This is a genomic window from Streptomyces fungicidicus (assembly GCF_003665435.1).
In the GTDB taxonomy this organism is placed as follows: domain Bacteria; phylum Actinomycetota; class Actinomycetes; order Streptomycetales; family Streptomycetaceae; genus Streptomyces; species Streptomyces fungicidicus.
The window spans coordinates 6,014,788-6,041,378 of sequence record NZ_CP023407.1 but is presented as its reverse complement, the minus strand read 5'-3'; the positions used below and the strand labels follow the sequence as shown (position 1 = coordinate 6,041,378).

The window sequence follows — 26,591 nt, the reverse complement described above, 5'->3', positions numbered from 1 at the left end:
CGAGCTGCGCACATGCAGTACGTTCAGGGCATGTCGCAGCCCGCCAAGTCCGCACGTACGCCAGCCACGACCGAGCCGCCGGAAAGCGCCGCAGGCTCTCGCGCCGCCGCCCAGCGGCTCAAGATGCGCAGGGAACTGGCGGCCGCCGCGATGGAGCTGTTCGCGACCAAGGGGTACGAGGCCACCACCGTCGACGAGATCGCGGCCGCCGCCGGGGTCGCCCGCCGCACCTTCTTCCGCCACTTCCGCTCCAAGGAGGAGGCGATCTTCCCCGACCACGACGACACCCTGGTCCGCGCCGAGGCGGTGCTCAACGCCGCCCCCGCGCACGAGCATCCGCTCGACACGGTGTGCCGTGGCATCAAGGAGGTCATGAAGATGTACGCGGCGCGGCCGGAGATCTCGGTCGCCCGCTACCGGCTGACGCGTGAGGTGCCCACCCTGCGCGAGGCGGAGATCGCGTCGGTGGCCCGCTACGAGCGCCTCTTCACCCGCTATCTGCTCGGCCACTTCGACGAGCACGCGCACGACGACGACGCCAACGACGACCCGCTGCTGGCGGAGGTCGCCGCGTCCGCCGTGGTCACCGCCCACAACCACGTACTGCGGCGCTGGCTGCGGGCGGACGGCCAGGGCGACGTCGAGACGCAGCTGGACCACGCCTTCGCGATCGTCCGCAAGACCTTCGGCAGCGGCATCATGGCGGGCCGGCGCACGGTGCCGCCGCAGCCGCCCGCCGTCTCGGCGTCCTCGCACGGCGAGGTGCTGGTGACGGTCGCCCGCACCGACGCCCCGCTGGACGAAGTGATGCGGACCATCGAGCAGGCGCTCAAGGAGCGCTGAACAGACCCCTCACCGCTGTGACGACGGCCACCCCACCGGGTGGCCGTTTTGCCATGTCAGGGCCCCTTTTCGCACGCCTCCGGGACCCCGTTCGATCGATCATCGCTCATCTGATGGGTAAAGATTTCACCTGAGCCCAGGTTCTGGCACTCAGTGCCTTGCGGGCCGACACGGCGTGCCATACGTTGAAGGAGTCCGGGCGAGTCCCGGCGGGCCCACCGCCCGCACGTCCGGACGCCTGCGTCACAGGCAACCTCCCGCGCACACCAAGCGCCGCCGCAGCACCACCGCCGAACCGACGGCAACCCCCGACCCTCAGCAGCACACCGACGTAACCCTCAGCGCCCCTCCCTCAGGACGCTCATCGCCGGAGGCAACACCGTGACCGTCAAGGACATCCTGGCCGCGATCCAGTCGCCCGACTCCACGTCGGAGGACTTCGCCGCCCTGCAGCTCCCCGAGTCGTACCGCGCGATCACCGTGCACAAGGACGAGACGGAGATGTTCGCGGGCCTCGAGACCCGCGACAAGGACCCCCGCAAGTCGATCCACCTCGACGACGTGCCGCTGCCCGAGCTCGGCCCGGGCGAGGCCCTGGTGGCCGTCATGGCCTCCTCGGTCAACTACAACTCGGTGTGGACGTCGATCTTCGAGCCGCTCTCCACGTTCGGCTTCCTGGAGCGCTACGGCCGGCTCAGCGAGCTCACCAAGCGCCACGACCTGCCGTACCACATCATCGGCTCCGACCTCGCGGGCGTGGTGCTGCGCACCGGCCCCGGCGTCAACGCCTGGCGGCCCGGCGACGAGGTCGTCGCCCACTGCCTCTCCGTCGAGCTGGAGTCCAGCGACGGCCACAACGACACCATGCTCGACCCCGAGCAGCGCATCTGGGGCTTCGAGACCAACTTCGGCGGCCTGGCGGAGATCGCGCTGGTGAAGTCCAACCAGCTGATGCCGAAGCCGGACCACCTGTCGTGGGAGGAGGCGGCGGCCCCCGGCCTCGTCAACTCCACCGCCTACCGGCAGCTGGTGTCCCGCAACGGCGCCGGCATGAAGCAGGGCGACAACGTGCTCATCTGGGGCGCGAGCGGCGGACTCGGCTCCTACGCCACCCAGTTCGCGCTGGCCGGCGGCGCCAACCCGATCTGCGTCGTCTCCAGCGACCAGAAGGCGGACATCTGCCGGTCGATGGGCGCCGAGGCGATCATCGACCGCAACGCCGAGGGCTACAAGTTCTGGAAGGACGAGAACACCCAGGACCCCAAGGAGTGGAAGCGCTTCGGCAAGCGCATCCGCGAGTTCACTGGCGGCGAGGACATCGACATCGTCTTCGAGCACCCCGGCCGGGAGACCTTCGGCGCCTCCGTCTTCGTCACCCGCAAGGGCGGCACCATCACCACCTGCGCCTCGACCTCGGGCTACATGCACGAGTACGACAACCGCTACCTGTGGATGTCCCTGAAGCGCATCATCGGCTCCCACTTCGCCAACTACCGCGAGGCCTGGGAGGCCAACCGCCTCATCTCCAAGGGGAAGATCCACCCGACCCTCTCCCGGACGTACGCCCTGGAGGACACCGGCCAGGCGGCGTACGACGTGCACCGCAACCTGCACCAGGGCAAGGTCGGCGTGCTGTGCCTGGCGCCCGAGGAGGGCCTGGGCGTGCGCGACCACGAGAAGCGCGCCCGGCACATCGACGCCATCAACCGCTTCCGGAACATCTGAGGGCAGTTCGATGACAGAGCGTCAGAAGGACCGTCCGTGGCTCATGCGGACCTACGCCGGCCACTCCACGGCCGAGGCGTCCAACGAGCTGTACCGGCGCAACCTCGCCAAGGGACAGACGGGTCTGTCGGTCGCCTTCGACCTGCCGACCCAGACCGGCTACGACTCCGACCACGTCCTCGCCCGCGGCGAGGTCGGCCGGGTCGGGGTGCCGGTCGCCCACCTCGGTGACATGCGCCGGCTGTTCCAGGACATCCCCCTGGAGCAGATGAACACCTCGATGACGATCAACGCCACCGCCATGTGGCTGCTGGCGCTCTACCAGGTCGTCGCCGAGGAGCAGGGCGCGGACGTCGCACGCCTCCAGGGCACGACCCAGAACGACATCGTGAAGGAGTACCTGTCCCGGGGGACGCACGTCTTCCCGCCGGGCCCCTCGCTCCGCCTCACGACGGACATGATCGCGTACACGGTCTCCCACCTCCCGAAGTGGAACCCGATCAACATCTGCAGCTACCACCTGCAGGAGGCCGGGGCCACGCCGGTGCAGGAGATCGCGTACGCGATGTCCACCGCCATCGCCGTGCTCGACGCGGTGCGCGACGGCGGACAGGTGCCGCAGGAGCGCATGGGCGACGTGGTCGGCCGCATCTCCTTCTTCGTGAACGCGGGCGTGCGGTTCGTCGAGGAGATGTGCAAGATGCGGGCGTTCGGCCGCATCTGGGACCGGATCACCCGCGAGCGGTACGGCATCGAGGACCCCAGGCACCGGCGCTTCCGCTACGGCGTCCAGGTGAACTCCCTCGGCCTGACCGAGGCGCAGCCGGAGAACAACGTCCAGCGGATCGTCCTGGAGATGCTGGCCGTCACCCTCTCCAAGGACGCCCGCGCGCGTGCCGTGCAGCTGCCGGCCTGGAACGAGGCCCTGGGCCTGCCCCGCCCCTGGGACCAGCAGTGGTCCCTGCGCATCCAGCAGGTGCTGGCGTACGAGAGCGATCTGCTGGAGTACGACGACATCTTCGAGGGCTCGAAGGTGATCGAGGCGAAGGTGGAGCAGCTGGTCGAGGACTCGCTCGCGGAGATCGACCGGATCCAGGAGATGGGCGGCGCGATGGCCGCCGTCGAGTCCGGCTACCTCAAGTCGCAGCTGGTCTCCTCGCACGCCGAGCGCCGGGCCCGGATCGAGTCCGGCGAGGAGAGGATCATCGGTGTCAACGCCTTCGAGGGCACCGAGCCGAACCCGCTGACCGCCGATCTGGACACCGCGATCCAGACGGTCGACCCGGCGGTGGAGGCCCGCGTCGTCGGGGCGCTGCGGCACTGGCGCGACACCCGCTACCAGCCGCCCTTCAACCACCCGCGCCCCTGCAAGGCGCTGGAGAAGCTGAAGGAGGCGGCGCGCGGCACCGACAACCTGATGGAGGCCACCCTGGAGTGCGCCCGCGCCGGTGTCACGACCGGCGAGTGGGCCGGCGCGCTGCGCGAGGTGTTCGGCGAGTTCCGGGCGCCCACCGGGGTGTCGTCGGCGCCGGTCGCGGTCGCCGCGGAGGAGGGCTCGGCGCTCTCCGGGGTGCGCCGGAAGGTGGAACTGACGGCCAAGGACCTGGGCGTCGGCAAGCTGCGCTTCCTGGTCGGCAAGCCGGGCCTGGACGGACACTCCAACGGCGCCGAGCAGATCGCCGTGCGGGCCCGCGACGCCGGGTTCGAGGTGGTCTACCAGGGCATCCGGCTCACCCCCGAGCAGATAGTGGACGCCGCCCTCGCGGAGGACGTGCACGCGGTGGGCCTGTCCATCCTGTCCGGCTCGCACGCCCAGCTGGTGCCGGACGTGCTCGAACGGCTCCGTGTGGCCGGTGCCACGGATATACCGGTGATCGCCGGTGGCATCATCCCCAGCGGTGACGCCGAAGAACTGCGGGCCGCCGGAGTGGCCGCGGTCTTCACCCCGAAGGACTTCGACATCACCGGGATCATCGGCCGCATCGTCGACGAGATCCGCAACGCGAACAAGCTCGACCCCCTGGAGGTCCCCGCATGACGAACGTCAATCGCCTTCGCCCCCGCCGCTCCTGTCTGGCGGTACCGGGAAGCAACCCGCGCTTCCTGGAGAAGGCGCAGGGCCTCCCGGCGGACCAGGTCTTCCTCGACCTGGAGGACGCGTGCGCGCCGCTCGCCAAGCCCGAGGCGCGGCACACCATCGTGAAGTTCCTCAACGAGGGCGACTGGACCGGCAAGACCCGCGTCGTGCGCGTCAACGACTGGACGACGGAGTGGACGTACCGGGACGTCGTGACGGTCGTCGAGGGCGCCGGCCCGAACCTGGACTGCATCATGCTGCCCAAGGTCCAGGACGCCCAGCAGGTCGTCGCCCTGGACCTGCTGCTGACCCAGATCGAGAAGACGATGGGCTTCGAGGTCGGCCGGATCGGCATCGAGGCGCAGATCGAGAACGCCCGGGGTCTGAACAACGTCAACGAGATCGCGCAGGCCTCCCCGCGCGTCGAGACCATCATCTTCGGCCCGGCCGACTTCATGGCCTCCATCAACATGAAGTCGCTGGTCGTCGGCGAGCAGCCGCCCGGCTACCCGGCGGACGCCTACCACTACATCCTGATGAAGATCCTGATGGCCGCCCGCGCCAACGACCTCCAGGCGATCGACGGCCCCTACCTGCAGATCCGCAACGTGGACGGCTACCGCGAGGTCGCGCGGCGCGCCGCGGCCCTCGGCTTCGACGGCAAGTGGGTGCTGCACCCGGGCCAGGTCGAGGCGTCCAACGAGATCTTCTCGCCGTCGCAGGAGGACTACGACCACGCCGAGCTGATCCTGGACGCGTACGACTACTACACGTCCGAGGCGGGCGGCAAGAAGGGCTCGGCGATGCTCGGCGACGAGATGATCGACGAGGCCAGCCGCAAGATGGCCCTGGTCATCTCGGGCAAGGGACGCGCCGCCGGCATGCGGCGCACGTCGAAGTTCGAGACCCCCGACAACTGAGGAGCTTTGAGCGCGATGCAGTTCGGACGCACCTACGAGGAGTTCGAGGTCGGCGCGACGTACAAGCACTGGCCGGGGAAGACGGTCACCGAGTACGACGACCACCTGTTCTGTCTCCTCACCATGAACCACCACCCGCTCCACATGGACGCGAACTACGCCGAGAAGACGACGGACTTCGGCAGGAACGTGGTGGTCGGGAACTACGTCTACTCGCTGCTGCTCGGCATGTCGGTGCCGGACGTCTCCGGCAAGGCGATCGCCAACCTGGAGATCGAGTCGCTGAGGCACGTGGCGCCGACCTTCCACGGTGACACGGTCTACGGCCAGACGACCGTGCTCGACAAGTGGCCGTCGAAGTCGAAGAACGACCGCGGGATCGTGTACGTCGAGACCAAGGGCTACAAGCAGGACGGCACGCTGGTCTGCGTGTTCCGCCGCAAGGTGATGGTGCCGACCGGGACGTACATCAAGGAGCGCGGCGGCGAGCAGCCCGGCCGCCCGGAGCTCGAGGAGAAGTAGAGATGAGCCGCCTCGCCCAGACCGCCGGTCTGACCGACGTTCAGCAGGAGATCCTCTCCACCGTCCGCGACTTCGTGGACAAGGAGATCATCCCCGTCGCCACCGGGCTGGAGCACCGCGACGAGTACCCGCAGCAGATCGTCGACGGCCTGAAGGAACTCGGGCTGTTCGGCCTGATGATTCCCGAGGAGTACGGGGGGCTGGGCGAGTCCCTCCTCACCTACGCGCTGTGCGTGGAGGAGATCGCCCGCGGCTGGATGTCGGTGTCCGGCATCATCAACACCCACTTCATCGTGGCGTACATGCTCAAGCAGCACGGCACGCAGGAGCAGAAGGACCACTTCCTGCCGCGGATGGCGGCCGGCGACATCCGCGGCGCCTTCTCGATGTCGGAGCCGGGCCTCGGCTCCGACGTGTCGGCCATCACCTCCAAGGCGGTGAAGGACGGCGAGGAGTACGTCCTGAACGGCCAGAAGATGTGGCTGACGAACGGCGGCACGTCGTCGCTGGTGGCCGTTCTGGTCCGGAGTGACGAGGGTCACCCGGACGGCACGGCCCCGCACAAGTCGATGACCACCTTCCTGGTGGAGAAGGAGCCGGGCTTCGGGGAGGTCCGCCCCGGCCTCACCGTCCCCGGCAAGATCGACAAGATGGGCTACAAGGGCGTCGACACGACCGAGCTCATCATGGACGGCCTGCGGATTCCCGCCGACCGGGTGCTCGGCGGGGTCACCGGCCGAGGTTTTTACCAAATGATGGACGGTGTCGAGGTGGGCCGTGTCAACGTGGCGGCGCGTGGCTGCGGCGTCGCTCAGCGTGCCTTCGAGCTCGGCGTCCAGTACGCCCAGCAGCGTCACACTTTCGGCAAGCCGATCGCCCAGCACCAGGCCATCCAGTTCAAGCTGGCGGAGATGGCTACCAAGGTGGAGGCCGCGCATGCGATGATGGTGAACGCAGCGCGCAAAAAGGACTCCGGAGAACGAAACGACCTCGAAGCAGGGATGGCGAAGTACCTCGCGTCCGAATACTGCAAGGAGGTCGTGGAGGACGCCTTCCGGATCCACGGCGGCTACGGCTTCTCCAAGGAGTACGAGATCGAGCGCCTCTACCGTGAGGCGCCGATGCTGCTGATCGGTGAAGGCACCGCCGAGATCCAGAAAATGATCATCGGCCGCCGACTGCTCGAAGAGTATCGATTCCAGGGCTAGATGTCCGGATACGGGGTGTTTTCTTGGAGAAGAGGATCACACCCCGTATGCACTCTTCAGCCGCCGACTCGGCTGCCTGGCTTACCCAGTTGCGGCCGGAAGCCGCTACGATCGCCGGAAAGCCGCCGTCCCCCGCAAGTGCGCGGCATCATCCGCTACGAAGGTCATCCATGCCCCACAGCCAAACCTCTGCACACCGCGACAGCCTCGCCGGCGTACGCCTCGCGCGCGGAGCATCGCCGTGGCTTCTGCCGACCGTCGCCACCGCAGCCGTCAGTCTGCTCCGCTCCCGCCGCTCGGGTGCCGCCAAGGCCGTCGCCGTCCCCGCCACCGCACTGGCGGCGGGGATGCTGTGGTTCTTCCGCGACCCCGAGCGCGAGATCGCACAGGGCAGGGTCATCTCGCCCGCCGACGGTGTGGTGCAGAGCATCATGCCGTGGAAGGACGGGCGCACCCGCGTCGCGATCTTCATGAGCCCGCTCAACGTCCACGTGAACCGGGCCCCGCTGTCCGGCACGGTGACGTCGGTCGAGCACATCCCCGGTGGCTTCGTTCCCGCCTTCAACAAGGAGAGCGAGAACAACGAGCGCGTCGTGTGGCACTTCGACACCGAGCTCGGCGACATCGAGATGATCCAGATCGCCGGCGCCGTGGCCCGCCGCATCGTGCCCTACGTGCCCGAGGGCACCAAGGTCGAGCAGGGCGAGCGCGTCGGTCTGATCCGGTTCGGCTCGCGTGTCGACCTCTACCTGCCCGAGGGTGTGGAGGTGGCCGTGGAGGTCGGTCAGAAGACCGTGGCTGGGGTGACTCGAATTGACCGTGGCTGATCCCGACACACAGGCCGGCTGGGTGCCGGAGGCCGACGACGCGGACGACGAGGAGGAGATGCCCCTCTCGCTCCGCCTGTCGATAGCGGACACGCTCACCCTGGGCAACGCGACCTGCGGCTTCATGGCGGTGTACTTCACCACCACCGGCATCCTGATCCCGCACCTCCAGGGCAGCCAGGAGACGGGCATGGCCCGCCACAGCGCGGCCACGGCCGTCATCCTGATGCTGTGCGCGGCGGTCTTCGACCTGTTCGACGGCCTGGTGGCGCGCAAGCTGCGCTCCTCGCCGATGGGCGCGGAGCTGGACAACCTGTCCGACCTGATCAGTTTCGGCCTGGCGCCGGCGTACTTCGTCCTGGTCTACGGCATGGTCGCGGACGACGCGCACCAGAGAGTGGCCGCGGTCGGGGCGATCGTGGTGCTGCTGGCGGTGGTGCTGAGGCTGGCGCGGTTCTCCTGCGTCACGGTGAAGGACGGCACCTTCCAGGGCATGCCGTCGCCGTTCGGCGCGCTGACCGTCGTCTCGATCGTGCTGCTGGAGCTGCCGTTCGTGGCGACGCTGCTGGCGATCATCGGCACGGCCTGGCTGATGGTAAGCCGGGTGGAGTACCCGAAGCCGCGGGGCCGCCTGGCGGTGGCGATGCTGTCGTGGATCGTGCTGTCGATGGGCCTGCTGGCGGCGTGGGCGTTCGACGCGCCGAGCGGTCAGCTGCTGCTGCAGACGGGCTGTGCGCTGCAGCTGGTGATGGGGGCGGTGATCCCGCTGTTCGCCACGGCCCGCCGGGTGAACAACTTCCGCGACAACCGTCGTGAGGCGCGGGCGGCGCAGCTGCCGTAGCGCCGCCGCAGTGCGTGTGGGCCCCGGACCTCCGGTCCGGGGCCCACTGCTGTGTCCGCGGCCCGGCGGGCGGGTCAGAAGATCTCCTCGTCGCCGCCGGGTGTCTTGCGGTTGCGGTCGGCCATCTCCTCCCAGAAGGCGTGCAGCTCCCTGACGGGCGTGCTCACCCAGGGCGCGGTGTGCCGGGTGAAGGCCTGGGAGTGCCAGCGGGAGCGGCTGTGCAGGAGAGCCTGCTGCTGCCGGCAGAACGGCTCCTCGATCTCCGTCCGCTCCTTGCCGGCCTTGGGCGGATAGGGGCACAACCGGAACGTGCAGGTCGGCAGGCAGGTGGAGCCGGCCTGGCTCCCGTCGGCCCGCCCCACGCTGCGTTCGGGGTGGAGCGGGCCGCGGTCCTCGGTGACGCAGGGCGGGAGGGTGGCCCGGTTCGCGCGGTTCAGCCGTCCCTCGATGTCGTCGGGGCTCCCGTCGCGTTCGGTGAGGTTGAGCATGACCAGAACGTCGGCGAGCAGCCGCTGCGCCCGGGGGTGCAGGCTGCTCCAGCCCGCCGACGGGGCGATCCACAGATTGTGCTTGCGGTAGCGCTCCGGGTCGGCCGGGGTGGACCCCACGTTGTCGATGGCGCTGTGCTCGTCGATCCAGAGGAACTGCTCCGGGTGCCCCGTCTCCAGAGCCAGGGTAACCAGGTCGCCGGCTTCGGCCACGAAGGGGTGGAGGGGCCCGCGGGCCTGCCGTTCGCCTTCGTCTGCGGACGCGGCGCCGGCCGCGCTCCCCGCCATCGAGAGCCAGCGGGTGACCGCCTGCAGGGGATCGGGGGATGCGCCGGGTCCGGCGGGGCGTCCGACGGTGTCGGGAAGTTCCCAGAGGCACAGGGCGTGCAGCAGGCTCAGCTGCGCGTACCAGTAGCGGCTGCGGGTGAGCATCCGCTCCGCCTCCGTCACCAGCTGGGCCCGGGTCTCCTCGCAGGCGGCCGGGTGCCGCCTCCTGCGGTTGGCCGCGTTCTTGAACCCCTGGGCCAGGGCGTTCTCCAGGGACAGGGGCAGGTCGGGCTCGCCGGGTCCGCACAGGTGCCGCAGCCAGAGGTTCAGCCGCTCCTGGGCCTCGTCGCGGTACTTGTCGGAGACGGAGCCGACGACCATGGGGAGGAGCCAGGCGCGCAGGGCGAAGTGACGCCACACCGTGGTGCGCCTGCGCTCGTACTCCCGTACGAACCGGTCCTGCTTCTGCTGCCGCTCCGCCGCCTGCGCCGAGCCCCCGGCCGGGTTCGCGTCCGCCTCCCCGAGCCAGGCGTTGTAGTCACGGTCGAACCTCTCCTTGGCGCTGCGCGTTCTCTCCAGGTACTGCTCCACGGGGTCGATGCCGAGGGGGAACAGCTGCCGCAGGGCATGGAAGGCCGCGTCGCCACCGGAGGCCATCTGGTGCACGATCGCGATCCGCACCGGATGGGCGGGCTCGTGCGTGCCGATGCTGAAGAGGCGGTCGTAGGGAAGGGACAGCCGTGCGGGCGCCTGCCCGGCGGGCGGCGGGCGGCGGCCCCTGCTGTGGCGCTCCCGTTCGCGCAGAGCGGCGCCGAAGCGCCGCACCAGCCCCAGTTTGGCGTTCTGCACCGTCCGCTGTTCGCCCCTGATGAGCAGGCCCTCCCACTGTTCGTCGAGGTTCCGGGCCAGGGTGTTCTGCATCGGCTCCGGGTCGACGCTGTCGATCTCCAGGGCCGCGCCGTACAGGTCGAAGTACTTGGCGTCGTGCCGCTTCGCCGCCGCCCTGCTGAGCAGCTCGGCCAGTTTCGGCCGCGGGGCCGCCCCGGTGGCGGGCGCCGACGCCCGGTGACGTGACAGCAGCACCAGGGCGATGAGCAGTTCGCGGGACGGGCCCGGGCTGTGCAGGGCGGGTTCGACGACGGCGGGGAGCCGGTGGCCGTCCACCTCGCTGAGCAGGCGGTAGCCCAGATATGCCTGGACGATGCTGTGCGGGAAGCGGACCTTGTTCTCGTAGCCCCTGACCAGTCCGAGGAGCTGTGCGTTGGCGGCGTACCGGGCCAGCTCGGTGTAGCACTCGTTGGGGTAGGCGAGGGGGTCGGTCCAGGACGGCGACTCGTCGACGTTCCTGCTCAGCACGGACCAGATCGCCTCCCGCTGCGCCGGGGAGGCGGCCAGACGAACCGCTTCCTGCTGGTTGTCGGCCGACGGCTCCGTCGGCTGTCCGCGGCTGCGGAGGTCCTTCATGTAGGCGCCGACGAAGTCGTCGAACGTCACCTCGAGGCTGTCCTGCAGCAGCCCCAGGCAGGCCAGGGCGGAGGCCACCCACACGGTCTCCTGGCGCTCCCTGCGGTCCATCACCAGCTTGTCGAAGATGCGGCCGTCCTCCATCGCCTGGCGGTAGGTGTCGAGCAGCCACAGCCGGATCGTGGAGCAGTCGTTGCTGCGCGTGTTGAGGCGGCCGGGTTCCTCGCGCAGCGTCAGGTGTTCCAGCAGCCCGCGCTGTTGCAGCAGGCGGGCGATCCGCAGGTAGATCGGCGAGTCCGTGACCTCGGCGGTCTCCACCACCCAGTCCAGCCGGCGTTCGTCGGTCTCGCCGGGTTCCCGCACCAGGTACTCCAGGGCCGCCTCCTCGCTCAGCGGCTCCAGGTCGGCGATCGCGGCGCGGGTTCCCTCGAGCGGGGTGTGCGGCCGGGAGGCGATGACCAGCGGCAGCCGCTGACGGTCCGCCCGGTCTATGGCCCGGCGGATGATGTTGTCGCGGTCCTCCCGGTGCTGCTCGTCGATCAGGGCTTCCTCCAGCCCGTCGGCGATCACCACGGCCTTGTCGTCGAGCCGGAGCTGCCGCCAGGCCTTGTCGACGTGGCCGGCGGACACTCCCGCGTCGGCCAGTTCCGCGAAGCGGCGCCGTGCCATCTTCTCGAAGTCGAGTTCACCGTCGCCGTCCATGTCCCGCAGGCGTATCGGCACGGGAACGGCGGACTGTTGCGCCAGCATCCGCGTGAGCTCCACCAGGACGGCCGTCTTGCCGACGCCCACACCGCCGACGAGCAGATAGGGCTTGCGCGTCTTTCTGTCGCGGAGGGTCTGGGCCATCACCTGGGCCAGTTCGTGCCGTCCGACGATCCGGTCGACCAGCGTCCCGGCGGTGGGGACCAGTTCGTGCGGCCTGTCGCGCGCCGTGCCGACGAGGGGTTTCCTGATCCTGCGGTACCAGAAGAGGAGGAAGATCGCGAGGAGCAGAGAGCCCGTCAGCAGAGGGCCCACGAGGGAGTAGACGGTCTTGAACCAGTCGGAGTCGAGCGCTCCGCCGAGCACCTTGCGTTTCCCGTTCGCATCGTCGTAGAGCTTCAGCCCCACATAGGTGAGCAGCAGGAGCGTCCCGAGGAAGGCGTAGGCGCGGAGCAGGCGGCCGCGGGAGACCCCTCGGGGGTGCCATCTGCGGTTCGGGAGGATGCGCTTGCGCGCCTCCCGGTCGGTCCTGAACGTGCGCCAGCGCCGGTCCACGGCCCCTGCGCTCCGGGACCACCACCGTCGTGGGTAGAGCGTGTACCAGGGGGCGTCGCGCGGTCGTTCCCTTCCCCCGGGATTGCGGATGACCTTGGTGGGCATGAAGTCCGTCCCCTTTCGGGGTGTACGCCTTCATTTCCATGGAACCACTGCCGGTAAGGACCGCAACACGGCGGCGGGCGCGCCGTATCGGGCGCCGCCGCCCCTTCCCGTGCCGCCACCGGGGTGCGGGACGGGAAGGGGCGCGGAAGGGAGCCTCGCCGCGTCAGGCCAGGAAGTCGCGGGCGATGCGTTCCGCCGTGCGTTCCAGCACGGGGCCCGCGTCCGCGATGCACTTCGCGACGTCGGGCTCCAGGTCCGTCAGGGCGTACGCCCGCCGGATGCCCGCACGTCCCAGCACCTCCGGCGGCAGTGCGAGCCGCCCGCACACCGCGACGACCTCCCGGCCCGCCGCCCGCGCCGCCGCGGCGACACCCGCGGGAGCCTTGCCGTGCAGCGTCTGCTCGTCCAGCGACCCCTCACCGGTGATCACCAGGTCCGCCCGCTCCAGGGCCGGCGCGAACCCCAGCACGTCCAGCATCACCTCGATGCCGGGACGGAAACCGGCGCCGAGGAGCAGCGCGCCGAAGCCGATGCCTCCCGCGGCCCCCGCCCCCGGCGAGGCGGCGCAGGCGGCGGCCTTCTCCCCCACCGCCCCCTCCAGCACCTTCACGAAGTGCGTGAGCGCCGTGTCCAGCGTCTCCACGTCCTCCGGCGAGGCGCCCTTCTGCGGGCCGTACACCGCCGGCGCCCCCTTGGGCCCGGTCAGCGGATTGTCGACGTCGCTGGCGAGCACGAACTCCACCGACGCCAGCCGCGGATCCAGCCCGGACAGATCGGCGGACGCCAGCTCGGCGAGTCCTCCGCCCCCCGGCGTCACCGGTTCGCCGGCCGCCGTCACGAACCGCGCGCCCAGCGCCGACAGCATGCCCGCACCGCCGTCGGTGGTGGCGCTCCCGCCCACCCCGAACACGATGCTCCGCGCACCCGCGTCCAGCGCGGCCCGCAGCAGCTCCCCCGCCCCGTACGTCGACGCCGTGAGCGGCGCGAACACCCCGGCCGGAAGCCGCTGCAGCCCGCTCGCCTCCGCCATCTCCACCACGGCGGTGTCACCGCGCAGCGCGTACGCCGCGGTCACCTCGTCCCCCAGCGGGCCGGCCACCCGGACCTCCCGGCGCGCGAAACCGGCCGCGACCGCCGCGGCCACGGTGCCGTCGCCGCCGTCGGCCACCGGCAGCGCCTCGACCTCCAGCTCCGGTACGACCCGGCGCAGCCCGGCCGTCACCCGCTCGGCGACCTCGACGGCCGTCAGCGACCCCTTGAACTTGTCCGCGGCGACGAGCACCCGCCGTGCCGACCGTGCCGTACGAGTGCCGCTCCCTGCAGCGTCCGCCACTTGCATGTCCCCTCGTTCTCCGGGCCCCGCACGCGTAGTGGAGGCCAGTCGCGCCGCTGTGACCCTAACCGGCGGGCCCGGTGGCCGCCATGGCCTGCCCAGCCCGTGAAACGGCCCGGAACCGGGTAGACCGGACCCATGACCGCCATGACCGCTGTGGAACCGCAGCCGGGGCTCGCCGACCGCGTCCTCGGAGGCTGGCTGGGCCGGATCGCCGGCAACATGCTCGGGAAACCGGTGGAGCAGGGCGAGGTGTGGACGCGCGAACGCATCGACCGCTACCTGCGCCGGACCGGCGCCCTCCCGCTCACCGACTACCTCCCGGAGCCGCCGACCGAGAGCGAGGGCCTCGCCCTGCGCCCCGAGTGGCGGACCTGCGTCCGGGGCCGCGTGCACGGCAGCTGCCGGGACGACGACGTCGACTACGCGATCCTCGGCCTGGTCCTGCTGGAGACCCACGGCTTCGCCTTCACCACCGAACAGGTGGGCGACCTGTGGCTGACGCGGCTGCCGTACCTGCAGACCTTCACCGCGGAACGGGTGGCCTACCGGAATCTCGCGAACGGTCTCAGGCCGCCGCTCACGGCCACCTACGACAATCCGTACCAGGAGTGGATCGGCGCCCTCATCCGCGCCGACATCCACGGCTGGACCTCCCCGGGCGCCCCGCGCCGCGCCGCCTCGCTGGCCCGCCGGGACGCGGTGCTGTCGCACACGGGCAACGGGGTGTACGGCGCGATGTGGGCGGCGGCCCTGATCTCGGCGGCGTTCACCGCGCCCGCGGTGCGGCACGCGGTCGACGAGGCGCTGACGGTGATCCCGGCGGGCAGCCGTCTCGCCCGCACGGTACGCCGGGTGGCGTCCCTGCACGACGCCGGACTGGCCTGGGAGGACACGCTCACCACGCTCGCGGAGGAGACGGCGGGCCTCGGCTGGATCCACACGGTCCCCAACGCGGCCGTGCTCACCGCGGGCCTGCTGTACGGCGCCGGCGACTTCAGCCGCACCATCGCCCTGACCGTGCGCGGCGGCCTGGACACCGACTCCAACGGCGCGACGGCGGGCTCGGTGGCGGGTGTCCTGTGCGGCGCCGCGGCCGTCCCGGCCCAGTGGAAGGACCCCCTCGAGGACACGGTCCGCAGCGCCGTCTTCGGCTTCGACGGGGTACGGATCAGCGAGCTGGCGGAGCGCACACTGCGACTGGCGCGGACGGAGGCGTGAGGACGGGCGCCGGGTGCGCCGAGCGGCCGCGGGGGCGATATCCGCTCGCCGGAGCGGCGCCCGGCGGCCTACTCTCGGCCGCATGAGCAAGCCCCTCGTCGCCCTTCTCAGCGGTGCCGGCGTCAGCACCGACTCCGGCATCCCTGACTACCGGGGGCCGAACGGACTGTGGCGCCGTGACCCCGAGGCCGAGAAGCTCGTGACCTACGAGTACTACATGGGCGATCCCGAGATCCGCCGCCGTTCCTGGCGGATGCGGCGCGAGACCTTCGCGCACGCCGTCGAGCCGAACGCCGCGCACCGCGCCGTGACCGAGCTGGAGCGCTCCGGGGTGCCGGTGCGGGTGCTCACGCAGAACGTGGACGGGCTGCACCAGCTCGCCGGGATGCCGGACCGCAAGGTGCTCGAACTGCACGGCACCGTACGGCGCGTGGTGTGCACCGGGTGCCACGCGCGCGGGCCGATGGAGGACGCCCTCGCCCGGGTCGAGGCCGGTGAGGACGATCCGCCGTGCCGGGACTGCGGCGGCGTCCTCAAGCCGGCCACGGTGATGTTCGGCGAGCGGCTCGACCCGGTGGTGCTCGGGGAGGCGGCGGCGATCAGCAAGGCCTGCACCGTCTTCGTCGCCGTGGGCACCAGCCTCCAGGTCCACCCCGCCGCCGGGCTCGCGGAGGTGGCCGCAGGCCACGGTGCCCGGCTGATCGTCGTCAACGCGGAGCCGACGCCGTACGACGGCCTCGCCGACGAGGTGATCCGCGAGCCGATCGGCACCGCGCTGCCCGCGCTGCTGCGCCGGATCGCCGTCTAGAACAGGGCGGTTCCGCGTTCGAGGTCCAGCAGGCGCTGCTTGCGCTCCAGGCCGCCGCCGTAGCCGGTCAGGGAGCCGCTCGCGCCGATGACGCGGTGGCAGGGGACGATGATGCCGACCGGGTTGCGGCCGTTGGCGAGGCCGACGGCGCGGGAGGCCCCGGAGTTGCCGAGGGCGTCGGCGAGTTGGCCGTAGGTGCGGGTCTCGCCGTAGGGGATGCGGGTCAGCTCGTCCCAGACACGGCGCTGGAACGGGGTGCCGTGCAGGCGCAGTTCGAGGGTGAACTCCTTCAGCTCGCCCGCGAAGTAGGCCGCCAGCTGCTCCGTCGCCCCGGCGAACGGGGTGTCGTCGGGGGTGCCGAAGGTCTCCTCGGGCGGGCGGTGGCGCTGCCCGGTCATGTAGAGGCCGCACAGGACGCCGTCGTCGGCGACGAGCGTCAGCGGGCCGTAGGGGCTGTCGGTCACGGTGTGCTGCTTCATCGGTCACGGTTCCTTGGTCGCTTGCGCCGGAAGGAAGTTGATCGGGTGGCTGTCCGTCGCCCACAGGTACTGGACCGCGTACGCCCGCCAGGGCCGCCAGCCGGCCGCGCGCGCGGTGAGGGCGGCCGGGGTGGAGGGCAGGCCCAGTTCGCGGGCGGCGCGGCGGATGCCGAGGTCGGTGGGGAGGAAGGCGTCGGGGTCGCCGAGGGCGCGCATGGCGATGACGTCGGCCGTCCAGGGGCCGAAGCCGGGGAGGGCGAGGAGCCGGGCGCGGGTCCCGGGCCAGTCGCTGTCGGCCCCCAGGTGGAGTTCGCCCCCGGCGAGCCGGCTCACCAGGGTGGTGAAGGTGGTGCGGCGGGTGCGGGGCAGGGCCAGGGTCTCGGGGTCGACGGCGGCCAGTGCCTCGGGGGACGGGAAGAGGTGGGTGAGGCCGCCCTCGGGGTCGTCGAGGGGCGTGCCGTGCGCGGTGACCAGGCGGGCGGCGTGGGTGCGGGCGGCGGCGGTGGAGACCTGCTGGCCGAGGACGGCCCGGACGGCGAACTCGGCCTCGTCGACGGTGCGGGGCACGCGGCGGCCGGGCGCCTTGTCGACCAGGGGCGCGAGGACCGGGTCCGCGCGCAGCTGGCCGTCGACGGCGACCGGGTCGGCGTCGAGGTCGAGCAGGCGGCGGCAGCGGCTGATGGCGACGGTGAGGTCGCGGGGGTCGCCGAGGGTGAGACGGCAGGCGATGTGGTCGGGGCGCGGGGTGAGGGCGACGATGCCGTGCCCGTACGGCAGCCGCAGGGTGCGCCGGTAGGCGCCGCTGGGGGTACCTCCCACGCCGTTGGGGCTGTGGGGGAGCCACTCCTCCACGCCGGGTACGGCGGTGGCGGCGAGGTGGCCGAAGAGGTTGTCGGGGTTGAGCGGGGCGCGGAACGGCAGGCGGAGGGAGAGCGCGCCGGGGGTGGCGTGGGAGGCGTCCCGCGGCGCCCGGGTGCGCAGGTCGCTCGGGGAGAGCGCGAAGACCTCGCGGACGGTGTCGTTGAAGGTGCGGACGGAGGCGAAGCCGGCCGCGAAGGCGATCTCCGCCATCGGCAGCCGGGTCGTCTCGATGAGCAGCCGGGCGGTCTGGGCGCGCTGGGCGCGGGCGAGCGCGAGGGGGCCGGCGCCCAGCTCGGCGAGCAGCTGGCGTTCGATCTGCCGGGTGCTGTAGCCGAGCCGGGCGGCGAGCCCGGGCACGCCCTCGCGGTCCACGACGCCGTCGGCGATCAGCCGCATGGCGCGGGCCACCAGGTCGGCGCGGTGGTTCCACTCCGGTGAGCCGGGGCTGGTGTCGGGCCGGCACCGTTTGCAGGCCCGGAACCCGGCCTGCTGGCAGGCCGCCGCGCTCGGGTGGAAGACCATGTTCGCCGGCTTGGGCGGGACGACGGGGCAGCTGGGCCGGCAGTAGATTCCGGTGGTGAGGACGGCGGTGAAGAACCAGCCGTCGAACCGCGCGTCCTTGGACCGCACGGCGCGCACGCAGCGCTCGGTGTCGGTGTGCATCCCCTTCTGCATGTCTCAAGGATCGGGCACCGGCGGCGGTCCGGTCTGGCGGGAATCCGACATCGACCTCACGTGTCCTGCGGCTGCCCGGATCGCCATGCCGACTCGCGCAGCAGCCGCAGCCCGTTCAGACCGACCAGCACGGTGGAGCCCTCGTGGCCGGCGACGCCGAGCGGGAGCGGGAGGTGGCCGAGGAGGTCCCACAGGACGAGGGCGGTGATGGCCGTGCCCGCGATGACGAGGTTCTGCGTCACGAGCCGGCGGGCGGTGCGGGACAGCCGTACGACCGCGGGGACGGCGGCGAGTTCGTCGCGCACCACGACCGCGTCCGCGGTCTCCAGGGCCAGGTCGGAGCCCGCGCGGCCCATCGCGATGCCGGCGTGGGCGGCGGCGAGGGCGGGCGCGTCGTTGACGCCGTCGCCGACGAACAGCACCTTGCGGCCGGCGGCCCGCAGGTCCCGTACGGCGTTCACCTTGTCCTCGGGGAGCAGGCCCGCGCGGACGTCCGTGAGGCCGGTGGCGGCGGCGACGCGGGCGGCGGCGTGCGCGTTGTCGCCGGTCAGCAGGACGGGGGCGGTGCCGTTGAGGGCCGTCAGGGCGGCGGTGGCTGCCGGGGCGCCGGACCGGAGGCGGTCGGTGAGGGCGAGGGTGCCGACGGGGGTGCCGTCGCGGGTGACGCGGACGACGGTCTCGCCGTGCTCCGCTTCCGCCGGGTCGGCGCGGCCCACGGTCACCGTCGCTCCCCGCACGGTGGCGGTGATGCCCCGGCCGGGTGCGGCGGTGAAGTCCGTGGCGGGGGCGAGGGCCAGGCCGCGGGCGCGGGCGGCGCTCACCACGGCGCGGGCCAGCGGGTGCTCGCTGGGGTGTTCGGCCGAGGCGGCCAGGGCGAGCAGGGCGTCCTCGTCGAGGCCGGAGCCGGGCAGCGGGCGTACGGCGGTGACCTCGGGGGCGCCCTCGGTGAGGGTGCCGGTCTTGTCGAGGGCGGCGGCGTCGATCTCGCCGAGGCGTTCCATGGCGACCGCGGACTTGACCAGGACGCCGTGCCGGCCGGCGTTGGCGATGGCGGACAGCAGGGGCGGCATGGTGGCGAGGACGACCGCGCACGGCGAGGCGACGATCATGAAGGTCATCGCCCGGAGCAGGGCGTCGGTGAGGTGCGCGCCGAAGGCGAGCGGGACGCCGAACACCGCGAGGGTGGCGACGACGACGCCGACGGCGTACCGCTGTTCGATCTTCTCGATGAACAGCTGGGTCGGCGCCTTGGTGCGGGAGGCGTCCTCGACCAGGGCGACGATGCGGGCGATCACCGAGTCGCCCGGGTCGCGGCCGACCCGGACGCGCAGGGCTCCGGTGCCGTTGAGGGTGCCGGCGAAGACGTCGTCGCCGGGGCCCTTGACGACCGGCAGGGGCTCGCCGGTGATGGTGGCCTGGTCGGCCTCGCTGACCCCGTCCAGGACGGTGCCGTCGGCGCCGATGCGCTCACCGGGGCGGACCAGGACGACGTCGCCGACGGCGAGCGCGGCGGTGGGCACGGTCTCCTCGCCGCCGTCGGTGACACGGGTCGCGGTGGTGGGCGCGAGGTCGAGCAGTCCGCGTACGGAGTCGGCGGTGCGGGCGGTGGCCAGGGCCTCCAGGGCTCCGGAGGTGGCGAAGATGACGATGAGCAGGGCGCCGTCGAGCACCTGTCCGATCGCGGCGGCGCCCAGTGCGGCGACGATCATCAGCAGGTCGACGTCGAGGGTCCGCCCGCGCAGCGCGCGCAGCCCTTCGAGGGCCGGTTCCCAGCCGCCGCACACATAGGCGACGGCGTACAGGATCCCGCCGGCCCAGGGTGGCGCGCCGCCCAGGTCGGCGGCGAGCCCCGCGAGGAAGGCCATGAGCGCGGCGAGCGCCCACCGGGCTTCCGGGAGGGCGAGGACACGGGTGCGGCGGCGCCGCGCCGGGGCGTCGAGGGACCGGCCGGGTGCGGGAGCGAGAGTCACGGACACCCGGCCACCATACAGGAACGCATGAAGACTCATTCATGCGTTCATATGCGATGGGTAGGATGTCCGCCATGGGTCATGGAGCCGTCATCCCGCAGGACGACGCCGCGCGTGTGCGGCTGGACGCGGACAACGTCGCGAAGGTCGCCACCACGCTCCAGGCCCTGTCCACGCCCTCCCGGCTGCTGATCCTCGCCCGGCTGCGCGAAGGCCCGCTGCCCGCCACGGAGCTGGCGGCGGAGGTGGGCATGGAGCAGTCGGCCTGCTCGCACCAGCTGCGGCTGCTGCGCAATCTCGGCCTGGTGGTCGGGGAGCGCCGGGGCCGTTCCGTCGTGTACGCGCTGCACGACCACCATGTCGCCGAGCTGCTCGACCAGGCCGTCTACCACGTGGAGCATCTGCGGCTGGGGCTCAGCGACGCCGCCGGGTGAGGTCCCGCCGGCGCCGCTCGCCCACTTCCCGGGTCACTCCCCCGCGGTGGGCCGGCGGGAGAGCGCCGTCGCCTCGTCCACGTCGGTGAGCGGGCGCAGCCGGTAGGTGTACGCGTAGTCGCGGCCGGCGGGGAGCTTGAACTCGTCGTGGGTGTGCGCGCCCCAGCTGTTGTCGCCGCCGACGCCCATCTGCCGGTGGTTGACCCGCAGGACCACCGCGTCCCGCGGGGTCAGCTGGTAGTCGTGCCGGACTCCGGCCGACAGGTCCTCCGGGGTGAAGTGCGAGGCGTTGATCTCCAGCAGGGGTTCGCCCGACACCAGCAGGCCGCGCCCGTCGGCGTCGGTCAGCGCGGCCCAGCGGACGTCGGTCTTGTTGCCGTTCTCCTGCGGCCGGATGTACGGGGTCCACTGGCGGGCCACGGTCGACGAGTAACGGCCCACGTCGGTGCCGGTGTTGCGGTCCCAGTGGTTCTCCTCGGGGCCCCGGCCGTAGTAGTGCAGGCGGTCCAGGCGGCGCGGCAGGAACAGCAGTGTGCCGACCTCCGGGATGTACGGCAGGTCCGGCGCGCCCGGGTGCAGGGTGCTGCGGACCTTGATCTCGGCGTTGCCGAACACCGTGTAGGTGGTGGTGTACGCGGACCGTGTCGTGGTGGGCAGGGTGCCGCGGACCTCGATCTCGACGGCACGGTCGCCGAGGGCCCGCACGGTGACGTCGGTGACCTCACGGCGGGCGCCGGCGTCGCGCCAGGTCTGGTTGCGGGTGTGCTGGCCGTTGCCGTGGTCGTTGTCGGTGGGCGCCCGCCAGAAGTTGGGCACCGGCCCCGAGGTGATCAGGCGGACGCCCTTCGCCTCGTAGGAGGTGATGGTGCCGCTGCCCCTGTCGACGGTGACCGTGAAGTCCCTTCCGGTGACTTCGACTTCCCCGTCGCGCTCCTCGTGGCGCAGGGCCGGGACGCGGGACAGCGGTACGGGGGTCACGGCCGGGCCGCCGGCGTCGAGCGGGAGCTGCTGCCGGGCCACCTCGAAGCCGGCCCCGGCCCACCGGGTGGACTCCTTGGTGGTGAAGGAGAGCTGGAGGAAGTACTCGGTGCCCGGCTTCGGGTTCCCGGGCAGGCGCACGGGCACCGTGACGGTCTTCCGGGACAGCGGCGGCACGTCCAGCTGCTCCCGGGACAGCCGTCCCCGCCCCACCACCTCGCCGTCGGCGACCAGCTCCCAACGGCCGTCGAACTCCCGGAGGTTGGTGAACAGGTACTCGTTGGTCAGGGTGACGGCGCCGACAGCGGCACCGGCGCCGGAGGCGCGGACGGCGTTGACGGCCTGGTAGACGCGCTTGACCTCGGCGGCCTTGCCGGTGTGGCCGCGGTCGGCCGTGACGATGCCGTCCGCGACGAAGGCACCGTCGTTGGGGTTGTCGCCCCAGTCGCCGCCGTAGGCGAGGAACGTCCGCTCGTCCGGCCGCTTCCGCTCGGCCCCGGCGGTGGCGGCGTCGAACCAGAACCGCACGCCCTCGTCGCCCGGCGCGCGGGAGTCCGAGGCCAGTTCGGCGGCGCCGAGGGGGCGGGCGTAGACGCGGGCGCGGCGGACGGTGCCGCTGAACTCGCGGGTCTGGTTGTCGGCGTCGCCGGCGAGGGAGAGGGCGGCGGTGTTGCCGGTGGGCCGCCGGTCGGTGGTGCGGGTGGCCCGCACCGTGCCGTCGACGTACAGGGTCAGCGTGCCGGCGCCCGCGTCGAAGACGCCCGCGACGTGGTGCTCGCGGCCGGTCCAGTCGTCCGGCAGCGGCCAGCTCGCGGTGATCCACTGGCCCCCGGAGTGGATGAAGAACTCCAGGTTCCTGTTGGTCTGCTTGAGCGCGTACTGGGTGTCGCCCTTGGCGATGACGGGCTGGTGGTAGCCCGTGTACGCGGGGGTGATCCAGGCCTCCAGGGTGAGCGATCCGGTGAGGTCGAGGCTGTCGTCGCGCTCGAAGACCGTGAGGCCGGACAGGCCCTTGCCGCGGTCGAGGGTGCCGCGGGTGGCGAGGATCTCCCCGCGCAGTCCGGCCGGCCCCGACTCGGTGAGCAGGGTGCGGGCGGGGACGGGCGTGTACAGGGACTGGTCGACGAAGTCCCAGATCCAGCCGCCCTGGAGGACGTCGTGGCGGCGGACGACGTCCCAGTACTTCTTGAAGTTGCCGTTGGAGTTCCCCATCGCGTGGGAGTACTCGATCATGACGTACGGGCGGGTGTCGGCGGTGTCCCCGGCGCGCTGCTCGACCCGTGCCGGGCTCTCGTACATCTTCGAGCGGATGTCGCTGATCCCCGGCCGGTCGTCGCCCTCGTACTGGATGACACGCGTGGGGTCGCAGGAGCGGATCCAGTCGTGCATGGCGGTGAACGTGGAGCCGCCGCCCGCCTCGTTGCCGAGCGACCAGATGACCACCGAGGGGTGGTTCTTGTCGCGGTGCACCATGTTCTGTGCCCGGGCGACGCAGGCCGCCGTCCACTCCGGGTGGTCGCCGGGGTAGTCCGAACGGATGCCGTGAGTCTCGAGGTTGGTCTCGTCCACGAGGTAGAGGCCGTACTCGTCGGCGAGTTCGTACCACAGCGGGTTGTTCGGGTAGTGCGAGGTGCGGACGGAGTTGATGTTCATCCGCTTGATGATCCCGATGTCCTCGACCAGGTCCTCGCGGGTCAGGGCGGTGCCGCGGGAGGGGTGCATCTCGTGGCGGTTGGTGCCGCGGAAGGAGACGGGTCTGCCGTTGATCCGCATCAGGCCGTCCACGAGCGCGAACTCGCGCAGGCCCACGCGGTGGGAGAGGGTCTCGACGACCTCGCCGGCCGGGTCGCGGAGCCTGAGGACGGCCGTGTAGAGGTTCGGGTGCTCGGCCGACCACAGCCGGGGCTCCGGCACGGCCCTCGCGGCCCGTACGGTGACGTCCTCGCCGGCGCCCGCCGTGCCGAGGTCGGCGGTCCCCCGCAGCGGGCGGGGCCAGACGGCGTGACCGCGGTCGTCGTACAGCTGGGTCTCGACGGTGTAGCGCCCGCTCTCCTCGCCGCCGTACGCCCGCACGCTCGCGGTCACCGCCAGCTCGGCCCGCCGGTAGGTGTCGTCGAGCGGGGTGTCCAGCTTGAAGTCGCGCAGGCGCACGGACGGGGTGGAGTAGAGGTACACCGAGCGGAAGATGCCGCTCAGCCGGATCATGTCCTGGTCCTCCAGCCAGTCGCCGTCGGCGTAGCGGTAGACCTCCACGGCGATCTGGTTGGTGCCGGGCCTGAGCAGGCGGGTGATGTCGTACTCGGAGGGCGTGCAGGAGTCCTCGTCGTAGCCGGCGAGTTCGCCGTTGATCCACACGTAGTGGGCGGACTTGACGCCCTCGAAGTGGAGGAAGGTGCGGCGGCCCTTCCAGTCGCGCGGCACGGTGAAGGTGCGCCGGTACTGGCCGACCGGGTTGTAGCGGGTGGGGGCGGCGGGCGGCTGCGGCTCCTCGCCGCGGCCGTTGGGGCCCCAGTACGGGTAGGTGATGTTCAGGTAGATCGGGAAGTCGTGGCCGTGCAGCTGCCAGACGGACGGGACCGGGATGGTGTCCCAGCCGCTGTCGTCGGTGTCGGTGCGGTGGAAGTCGGCGTCCCGGTCCTCGGGTCGGTCGGCGTAGGCGAACTTCCAGGTGCCGTCCAGGCTCTGCCGGTAGGGCGAGCGGGTGCGGTCGGCCGCGAGGGCCTGGCGCACGTCCGCGTACGGCATGAGGGTGGTGTGCGGGGGCTCGGTGCCGAGCCGGAAGACACCGAAGTCGTTCCACTCCGGGGGCTCGCCGGCCGGCGCGCGCCGGCCGGCGGCGTGCGCGGCGCCGGGCGACGCGGACAGGGCGAGGGCGCCGAGCACGGCGGCGCCGGACTCCAGGAGACGGCGGCGGCTGACGACCGGCCGTCCGGTGCGGGGGGACCGGCCGGCGGGAGACGGGTGCGGGTGGGGGTGCGGCATGACCGTGGCCTTCCTCGGTACGACAGAGCGCTGCACGGACTGAGGGCACGTCCGATTCCCCCGACGGCCGCCGGACGGGGAGTGACGGCGGGAGGAATCGCGACTGCTGGTGACGGAGCAACTACTGAGCCAGCCCACACCCTAGGACTCGCACACAACCGAAGCAATGATCTCGTCGGACTCTGTGCGGTCCTGATGGTTCAGTGGTGGGTACGGGATCCGGGCGGCGGGCCCCGGCAGGCGGCCGGCGGGGGTGCTTCACCGCCTCGCGGTCACGGGCGGGGGGTGCCGATTCTCGCGGCGAACGCCTCGTAGGCCCGGTCGTCGAAGAGGACGAACGTCACCTTCTCGACGTCGGTCGGCGTGCCGCGCACCGTCTCGACCGCGATGCGGGCCGCGTCGTCCATCGGCCACCGGTACACCCCGGTGGAGATCGCCGGGAACGCGACCGTGCGGGCGCCCAGTTCGTCGGCCACGCGGAGCGACTCCCGGTAGCAGGAGGCGAGCAGTTCGGGGTCGCCTCCGGAGGCCTGGTACACGGGGCCGACGGTGTGGATCACCCAGCGGGCGTCGAGACGGCCCGCGGTGGTGGCGACCGCCCGGCCGGTGGGCAGGCCCTTGCCGTACCGGGCGGCGCGCAGCGCGCGGCACTCCGCGAGGATCTCCGGGCCGCCCCGGCGGTGGATGGCGCCGTCGACGCCTCCGCCGCCGAGCAGGGAGGAGTTGGCGGCGTTGACGATCGCGTCGGCGCTCTGGCGGGTGATGTCGCCCCGGACGAGGGTGAGGGCGGGAGTGGCCGTCATGTCTGTCGCAGCCTTCGCCAGACGGCCCGCGCCGCGTTGTGTCCCGACATGCCGTGCACACCGGGGCCCGGCGGGGTGGCGGACGAGCAGATGAAGACGGCGGGGTGCGGGGTCGCGTAGGGGAAGAGGGAGAGCTTCGGGCGCAGCAGCAGCTGGAGTCCGGAGACCGCGCCGGAGGCGATGTCGCCGCCGACGTAGTTGGCGTTGCGGGCGGCGAGTTCGGGCGGCCCCGCGGTGGCGCGGGCCAGGACGCGGTCGCGGAAACCGGGGGCGTAGCGCTCCAGTTGGCGTTCTATCGCGTCGGTGAGGTCGCCGGTCCAGCCGTTCGGCACATGGCCGTAGGCCCAGAAGACGTGCTTGCCCGCCGGGGCCCGGGTGGGGTCGGCGACGCCGGGCTGCACGGTGATGAGGAACGGCGCGTCGGGCGCGCGGCCCTCACGCGAGGCGGCGCGCAGCGCGGCGGCGATCTCCCCGCTGTCCGCGCCGATCTGTACGGTTCCGGCGGTACGGGCCTGGGGCGCGGTCCACGGGACGGGACCGTCCAGGGCGTAGTCAATCTTGAAGACACCAGGCCCGTAGCGGTAGTTCGCGTAGTGGCTGCCGAAGCCCGCGATGCGGGCCAGGGCGGTGGGCGAGGTGTCGAAGACGTACGCCCGGGCCGGCGGCAGGTCGTCGAGACGCTTGACCTCGTAGTCGGTGTGGACGCTGCCGCCGAGGTCCTCCAGATACGCGGCGAGGGCGTCGGAGATGGCCTGGGAGCCGCCGCGGGCGACCGGCCAGCCGCGGGCGTGCGCGGCGAGGGCGAAGACCAGGCCGACGGCGCCGGTGGCGAAGCCGCCGAGCGGGGCCATGACGTGGGCGACGAGCCCGGCGAACAGGGTGCGGGCCCGCTCGTCGCGGAAGCGCCGGGTGAGCCAGGTCGACGGGGGCAGGCCGCGCAGGCCGAAGCGGGCGAGGGTGACGGGGTCGCGGGGCAGCGCGGTCAGCGGCAGGGACATGAAGTCCCTGACCAGGGTGTCCCACTTGGGCAGGAAGGGTTCGACGAGCCGGCGGTAGGCGCCGGCGTCGCGCGGTCCGAAGGAGGCCGCGGTCTCCGCCACCGACCGGGACAGCACGGCAGCCGTGCCGTCCCAGAAGGGGTGTGCCATCGGGAGCTCCGGGTGCAGCCACTCCAGTCCGTAGCGGTCCAGCGGGAGGGCGCGGAACGCGGGCGAGTTGACGGCCAGGGGGTGGGCGGCCGAGCACGGGTCGTGCCGGAAGCCGGGCAGGGTGAGTTCCTCGGTGCGGGCGCCCCCGCCGACGGTGTCCTTCGCCTCGAACAGCGCCACCGAGAAGCCGCGCCGGGCCAGCTCCACGGCAGCGGTCAGCCCGTTCGGCCCCGCTCCCACCACGACCGCATCGAGCATCGACGGCACCTTCGGACTCCTTCGTCAGCCGACGGGCACTGGAGGATCAGGATATGCCGGGGCGCCGGCCTTCTCCCGGGCCCGTTCCGGTTGC

The 26,591-nt window shown here is 72.0% G+C and carries 19 protein-coding genes; 11 read left to right on the top strand and 8 right to left on the bottom strand.

From position 1 onward, the window contains the following. Positions 1 to 30 precede the first annotated feature (30 nt). The 8 genes from CNQ36_RS27280 to pssA all read left to right on the top strand — a co-directional run bounded on the left by CNQ36_RS27280 (position 31) and on the right by pssA (position 8,963). Positions 31 to 843: a TetR family transcriptional regulator gene (locus CNQ36_RS27280; RefSeq protein ID WP_004922867.1), complete on the top strand. Its 813-nt coding sequence runs from the start codon at positions 31 to 33 to the stop codon at positions 841 to 843. Positions 844 to 1,224: 381 nt separating this feature from the next. Next, the gene (ccrA, locus tag CNQ36_RS27275) at positions 1,225 to 2,568 is read left to right on the top strand and encodes a crotonyl-CoA carboxylase/reductase (RefSeq protein WP_004922869.1); all 1,344 of its coding nucleotides are present in this window, start codon (positions 1,225 to 1,227) and stop codon (positions 2,566 to 2,568) included. 10 nt (positions 2,569 to 2,578) lie between these two features. Then, on the top strand, positions 2,579 to 4,606 hold the full coding sequence (locus tag CNQ36_RS27270; RefSeq protein WP_121547930.1) for a protein meaA: 2,028 nt from the start codon (positions 2,579 to 2,581) through the stop codon (positions 4,604 to 4,606). Next, positions 4,603 to 5,565 carry an HpcH/HpaI aldolase/citrate lyase family protein gene (locus CNQ36_RS27265; protein ID WP_004922875.1) on the top strand — a complete coding sequence of 321 codons (963 nt, stop codon included), beginning with the start codon at positions 4,603 to 4,605 and terminating at the stop codon, positions 5,563 to 5,565. The genes CNQ36_RS27270 and CNQ36_RS27265 overlap by 4 nt, the downstream gene beginning before the upstream one ends. Before the next feature lie 15 nt (positions 5,566 to 5,580). Beyond that, the gene (locus tag CNQ36_RS27260) at positions 5,581 to 6,087 is read left to right on the top strand and encodes a MaoC family dehydratase (RefSeq protein ID WP_121547929.1); all 507 of its coding nucleotides are present in this window, start codon (positions 5,581 to 5,583) and stop codon (positions 6,085 to 6,087) included. Positions 6,088 to 6,089: 2 nt separating this feature from the next. Beyond that, positions 6,090 to 7,295, top strand: coding sequence for an acyl-CoA dehydrogenase family protein (locus CNQ36_RS27255; protein ID WP_004922879.1), 1,206 nt, complete (start codon positions 6,090 to 6,092; stop codon positions 7,293 to 7,295). 170 nt (positions 7,296 to 7,465) lie between these two features. Continuing rightward, the gene (locus CNQ36_RS27250; protein WP_004922881.1) at positions 7,466 to 8,122 is read left to right on the top strand and encodes a phosphatidylserine decarboxylase; all 657 of its coding nucleotides are present in this window, start codon (positions 7,466 to 7,468) and stop codon (positions 8,120 to 8,122) included. A 22-nt stretch (positions 8,123 to 8,144) separates the two neighbouring features. After that, positions 8,145 to 8,963, top strand: coding sequence for a CDP-diacylglycerol--serine O-phosphatidyltransferase (gene pssA, locus CNQ36_RS27245; RefSeq protein WP_040908366.1), 819 nt, complete (start codon positions 8,145 to 8,147; stop codon positions 8,961 to 8,963). 74 nt (positions 8,964 to 9,037) lie between these two features. Here the strand turns inward: pssA and CNQ36_RS27240 are convergent, their stop codons facing one another. Beyond that, the gene (locus CNQ36_RS27240) at positions 9,038 to 12,547 is read right to left on the bottom strand and encodes an ATP-binding protein (protein ID WP_121547928.1); all 3,510 of its coding nucleotides are present in this window, start codon (positions 12,545 to 12,547) and stop codon (positions 9,038 to 9,040) included. A 163-nt stretch (positions 12,548 to 12,710) separates the two neighbouring features. Beyond that, a complete protein-coding gene (locus tag CNQ36_RS27235; protein WP_163013376.1) occupies positions 12,711 to 13,886 on the bottom strand; it encodes a glycerate kinase in 1,176 nt (391 codons plus the stop codon). A 132-nt stretch (positions 13,887 to 14,018) separates the two neighbouring features. On the opposite strand from CNQ36_RS27235, the gene CNQ36_RS27230 reads away from it, so the two are divergent. Continuing rightward, positions 14,019 to 15,101, top strand: a complete 1,083-nt coding sequence (locus CNQ36_RS27230) for an ADP-ribosylglycohydrolase family protein (RefSeq protein ID WP_387910041.1) — start codon at positions 14,019 to 14,021, stop codon at positions 15,099 to 15,101. A gap of 82 nt (positions 15,102 to 15,183) precedes the next feature. Continuing rightward, complete coding sequence (locus CNQ36_RS27225) at positions 15,184 to 15,909, top strand: SIR2 family NAD-dependent protein deacylase (RefSeq protein ID WP_121547926.1); 726 nt, start codon at positions 15,184 to 15,186, stop codon at positions 15,907 to 15,909. On the opposite strand, the gene CNQ36_RS27220 is transcribed toward CNQ36_RS27225, so the two are convergent. From CNQ36_RS27220 to CNQ36_RS27210, 3 genes are read right to left on the bottom strand one after another with little or no spacing between them, the layout of a single operon-like run. Continuing rightward, a complete protein-coding gene (locus CNQ36_RS27220; protein ID WP_004922891.1) occupies positions 15,906 to 16,388 on the bottom strand; it encodes a methylated-DNA--[protein]-cysteine S-methyltransferase in 483 nt (160 codons plus the stop codon). The two genes, CNQ36_RS27225 and CNQ36_RS27220, sit on opposite strands and share 4 nt — an antisense overlap. Positions 16,389 to 16,391: 3 nt before the next feature. After that, complete coding sequence (locus CNQ36_RS27215; RefSeq protein WP_276315079.1) at positions 16,392 to 17,924, bottom strand: AlkA N-terminal domain-containing protein; 1,533 nt, start codon at positions 17,922 to 17,924, stop codon at positions 16,392 to 16,394. Between the two features lie 56 nt (positions 17,925 to 17,980). Next, a complete protein-coding gene (locus tag CNQ36_RS27210; RefSeq protein ID WP_206278518.1) occupies positions 17,981 to 19,933 on the bottom strand; it encodes a heavy metal translocating P-type ATPase in 1,953 nt (650 codons plus the stop codon). A gap of 35 nt (positions 19,934 to 19,968) precedes the next feature. Between CNQ36_RS27210 and CNQ36_RS27205 the strand changes: the two genes are divergently transcribed. Then, positions 19,969 to 20,328, top strand: coding sequence for an ArsR/SmtB family transcription factor (locus CNQ36_RS27205; protein WP_004922897.1), 360 nt, complete (start codon positions 19,969 to 19,971; stop codon positions 20,326 to 20,328). A gap of 33 nt (positions 20,329 to 20,361) precedes the next feature. Here CNQ36_RS27205 and CNQ36_RS27200 read toward each other — a convergent pair whose 3' ends face one another. From CNQ36_RS27200 to CNQ36_RS27190, 3 genes are all read right to left on the bottom strand, one after another. Continuing rightward, positions 20,362 to 24,288, bottom strand: a complete 3,927-nt coding sequence (locus tag CNQ36_RS27200; protein WP_121547924.1) for a glycoside hydrolase family 2 TIM barrel-domain containing protein — start codon at positions 24,286 to 24,288, stop codon at positions 20,362 to 20,364. Between the two features lie 272 nt (positions 24,289 to 24,560). Beyond that, the gene (locus CNQ36_RS27195; RefSeq protein ID WP_121547923.1) at positions 24,561 to 25,091 is read right to left on the bottom strand and encodes an O-acetyl-ADP-ribose deacetylase; all 531 of its coding nucleotides are present in this window, start codon (positions 25,089 to 25,091) and stop codon (positions 24,561 to 24,563) included. After that, positions 25,088 to 26,497 carry a phytoene desaturase family protein gene (locus tag CNQ36_RS27190; RefSeq protein ID WP_121548613.1) on the bottom strand — a complete coding sequence of 470 codons (1,410 nt, stop codon included), beginning with the start codon at positions 26,495 to 26,497 and terminating at the stop codon, positions 25,088 to 25,090. The genes CNQ36_RS27195 and CNQ36_RS27190 overlap by 4 nt, the downstream gene beginning before the upstream one ends. Positions 26,498 to 26,591 lie beyond the last annotated feature (94 nt).

Coding starts and splice junctions, on each gene's coding strand:
- CNQ36_RS27235 (WP_163013376.1), bottom strand. CDS start 13,886: ATGCAAGTGGCGGACGCTGCAGGGAGCGGCACTCGTACGGCACGGTCG.
- CNQ36_RS27200 (WP_121547924.1), bottom strand. CDS start 24,288: ATGCCGCACCCCCACCCGCACCCGTCTCCCGCCGGCCGGTCCCCCCGC.
- CNQ36_RS27225 (WP_121547926.1), top strand. CDS start 15,184: ATGAGCAAGCCCCTCGTCGCCCTTCTCAGCGGTGCCGGCGTCAGCACC.
- CNQ36_RS27255 (WP_004922879.1), top strand. CDS start 6,090: ATGAGCCGCCTCGCCCAGACCGCCGGTCTGACCGACGTTCAGCAGGAG.
- CNQ36_RS27250 (WP_004922881.1), top strand. CDS start 7,466: ATGCCCCACAGCCAAACCTCTGCACACCGCGACAGCCTCGCCGGCGTA.
- CNQ36_RS27215 (WP_276315079.1), bottom strand. CDS start 17,924: ATGCAGAAGGGGATGCACACCGACACCGAGCGCTGCGTGCGCGCCGTG.
- CNQ36_RS27280 (WP_004922867.1), top strand. CDS start 31: ATGTCGCAGCCCGCCAAGTCCGCACGTACGCCAGCCACGACCGAGCCG.
- CNQ36_RS27210 (WP_206278518.1), bottom strand. CDS start 19,933: ATGAGTCTTCATGCGTTCCTGTATGGTGGCCGGGTGTCCGTGACTCTC.
- CNQ36_RS27190 (WP_121548613.1), bottom strand. CDS start 26,497: ATGCTCGATGCGGTCGTGGTGGGAGCGGGGCCGAACGGGCTGACCGCT.
- CNQ36_RS27205 (WP_004922897.1), top strand. CDS start 19,969: ATGGGTCATGGAGCCGTCATCCCGCAGGACGACGCCGCGCGTGTGCGG.
- CNQ36_RS27265 (WP_004922875.1), top strand. CDS start 4,603: ATGACGAACGTCAATCGCCTTCGCCCCCGCCGCTCCTGTCTGGCGGTA.
- CNQ36_RS27195 (WP_121547923.1), bottom strand. CDS start 25,091: ATGACGGCCACTCCCGCCCTCACCCTCGTCCGGGGCGACATCACCCGC.
- CNQ36_RS27220 (WP_004922891.1), bottom strand. CDS start 16,388: ATGAAGCAGCACACCGTGACCGACAGCCCCTACGGCCCGCTGACGCTC.
- CNQ36_RS27260 (WP_121547929.1), top strand. CDS start 5,581: ATGCAGTTCGGACGCACCTACGAGGAGTTCGAGGTCGGCGCGACGTAC.
- CNQ36_RS27270 (WP_121547930.1), top strand. CDS start 2,579: ATGACAGAGCGTCAGAAGGACCGTCCGTGGCTCATGCGGACCTACGCC.
- CNQ36_RS27230 (WP_387910041.1), top strand. CDS start 14,019: ATGACCGCCATGACCGCTGTGGAACCGCAGCCGGGGCTCGCCGACCGC.
- CNQ36_RS27240 (WP_121547928.1), bottom strand. CDS start 12,547: ATGCCCACCAAGGTCATCCGCAATCCCGGGGGAAGGGAACGACCGCGC.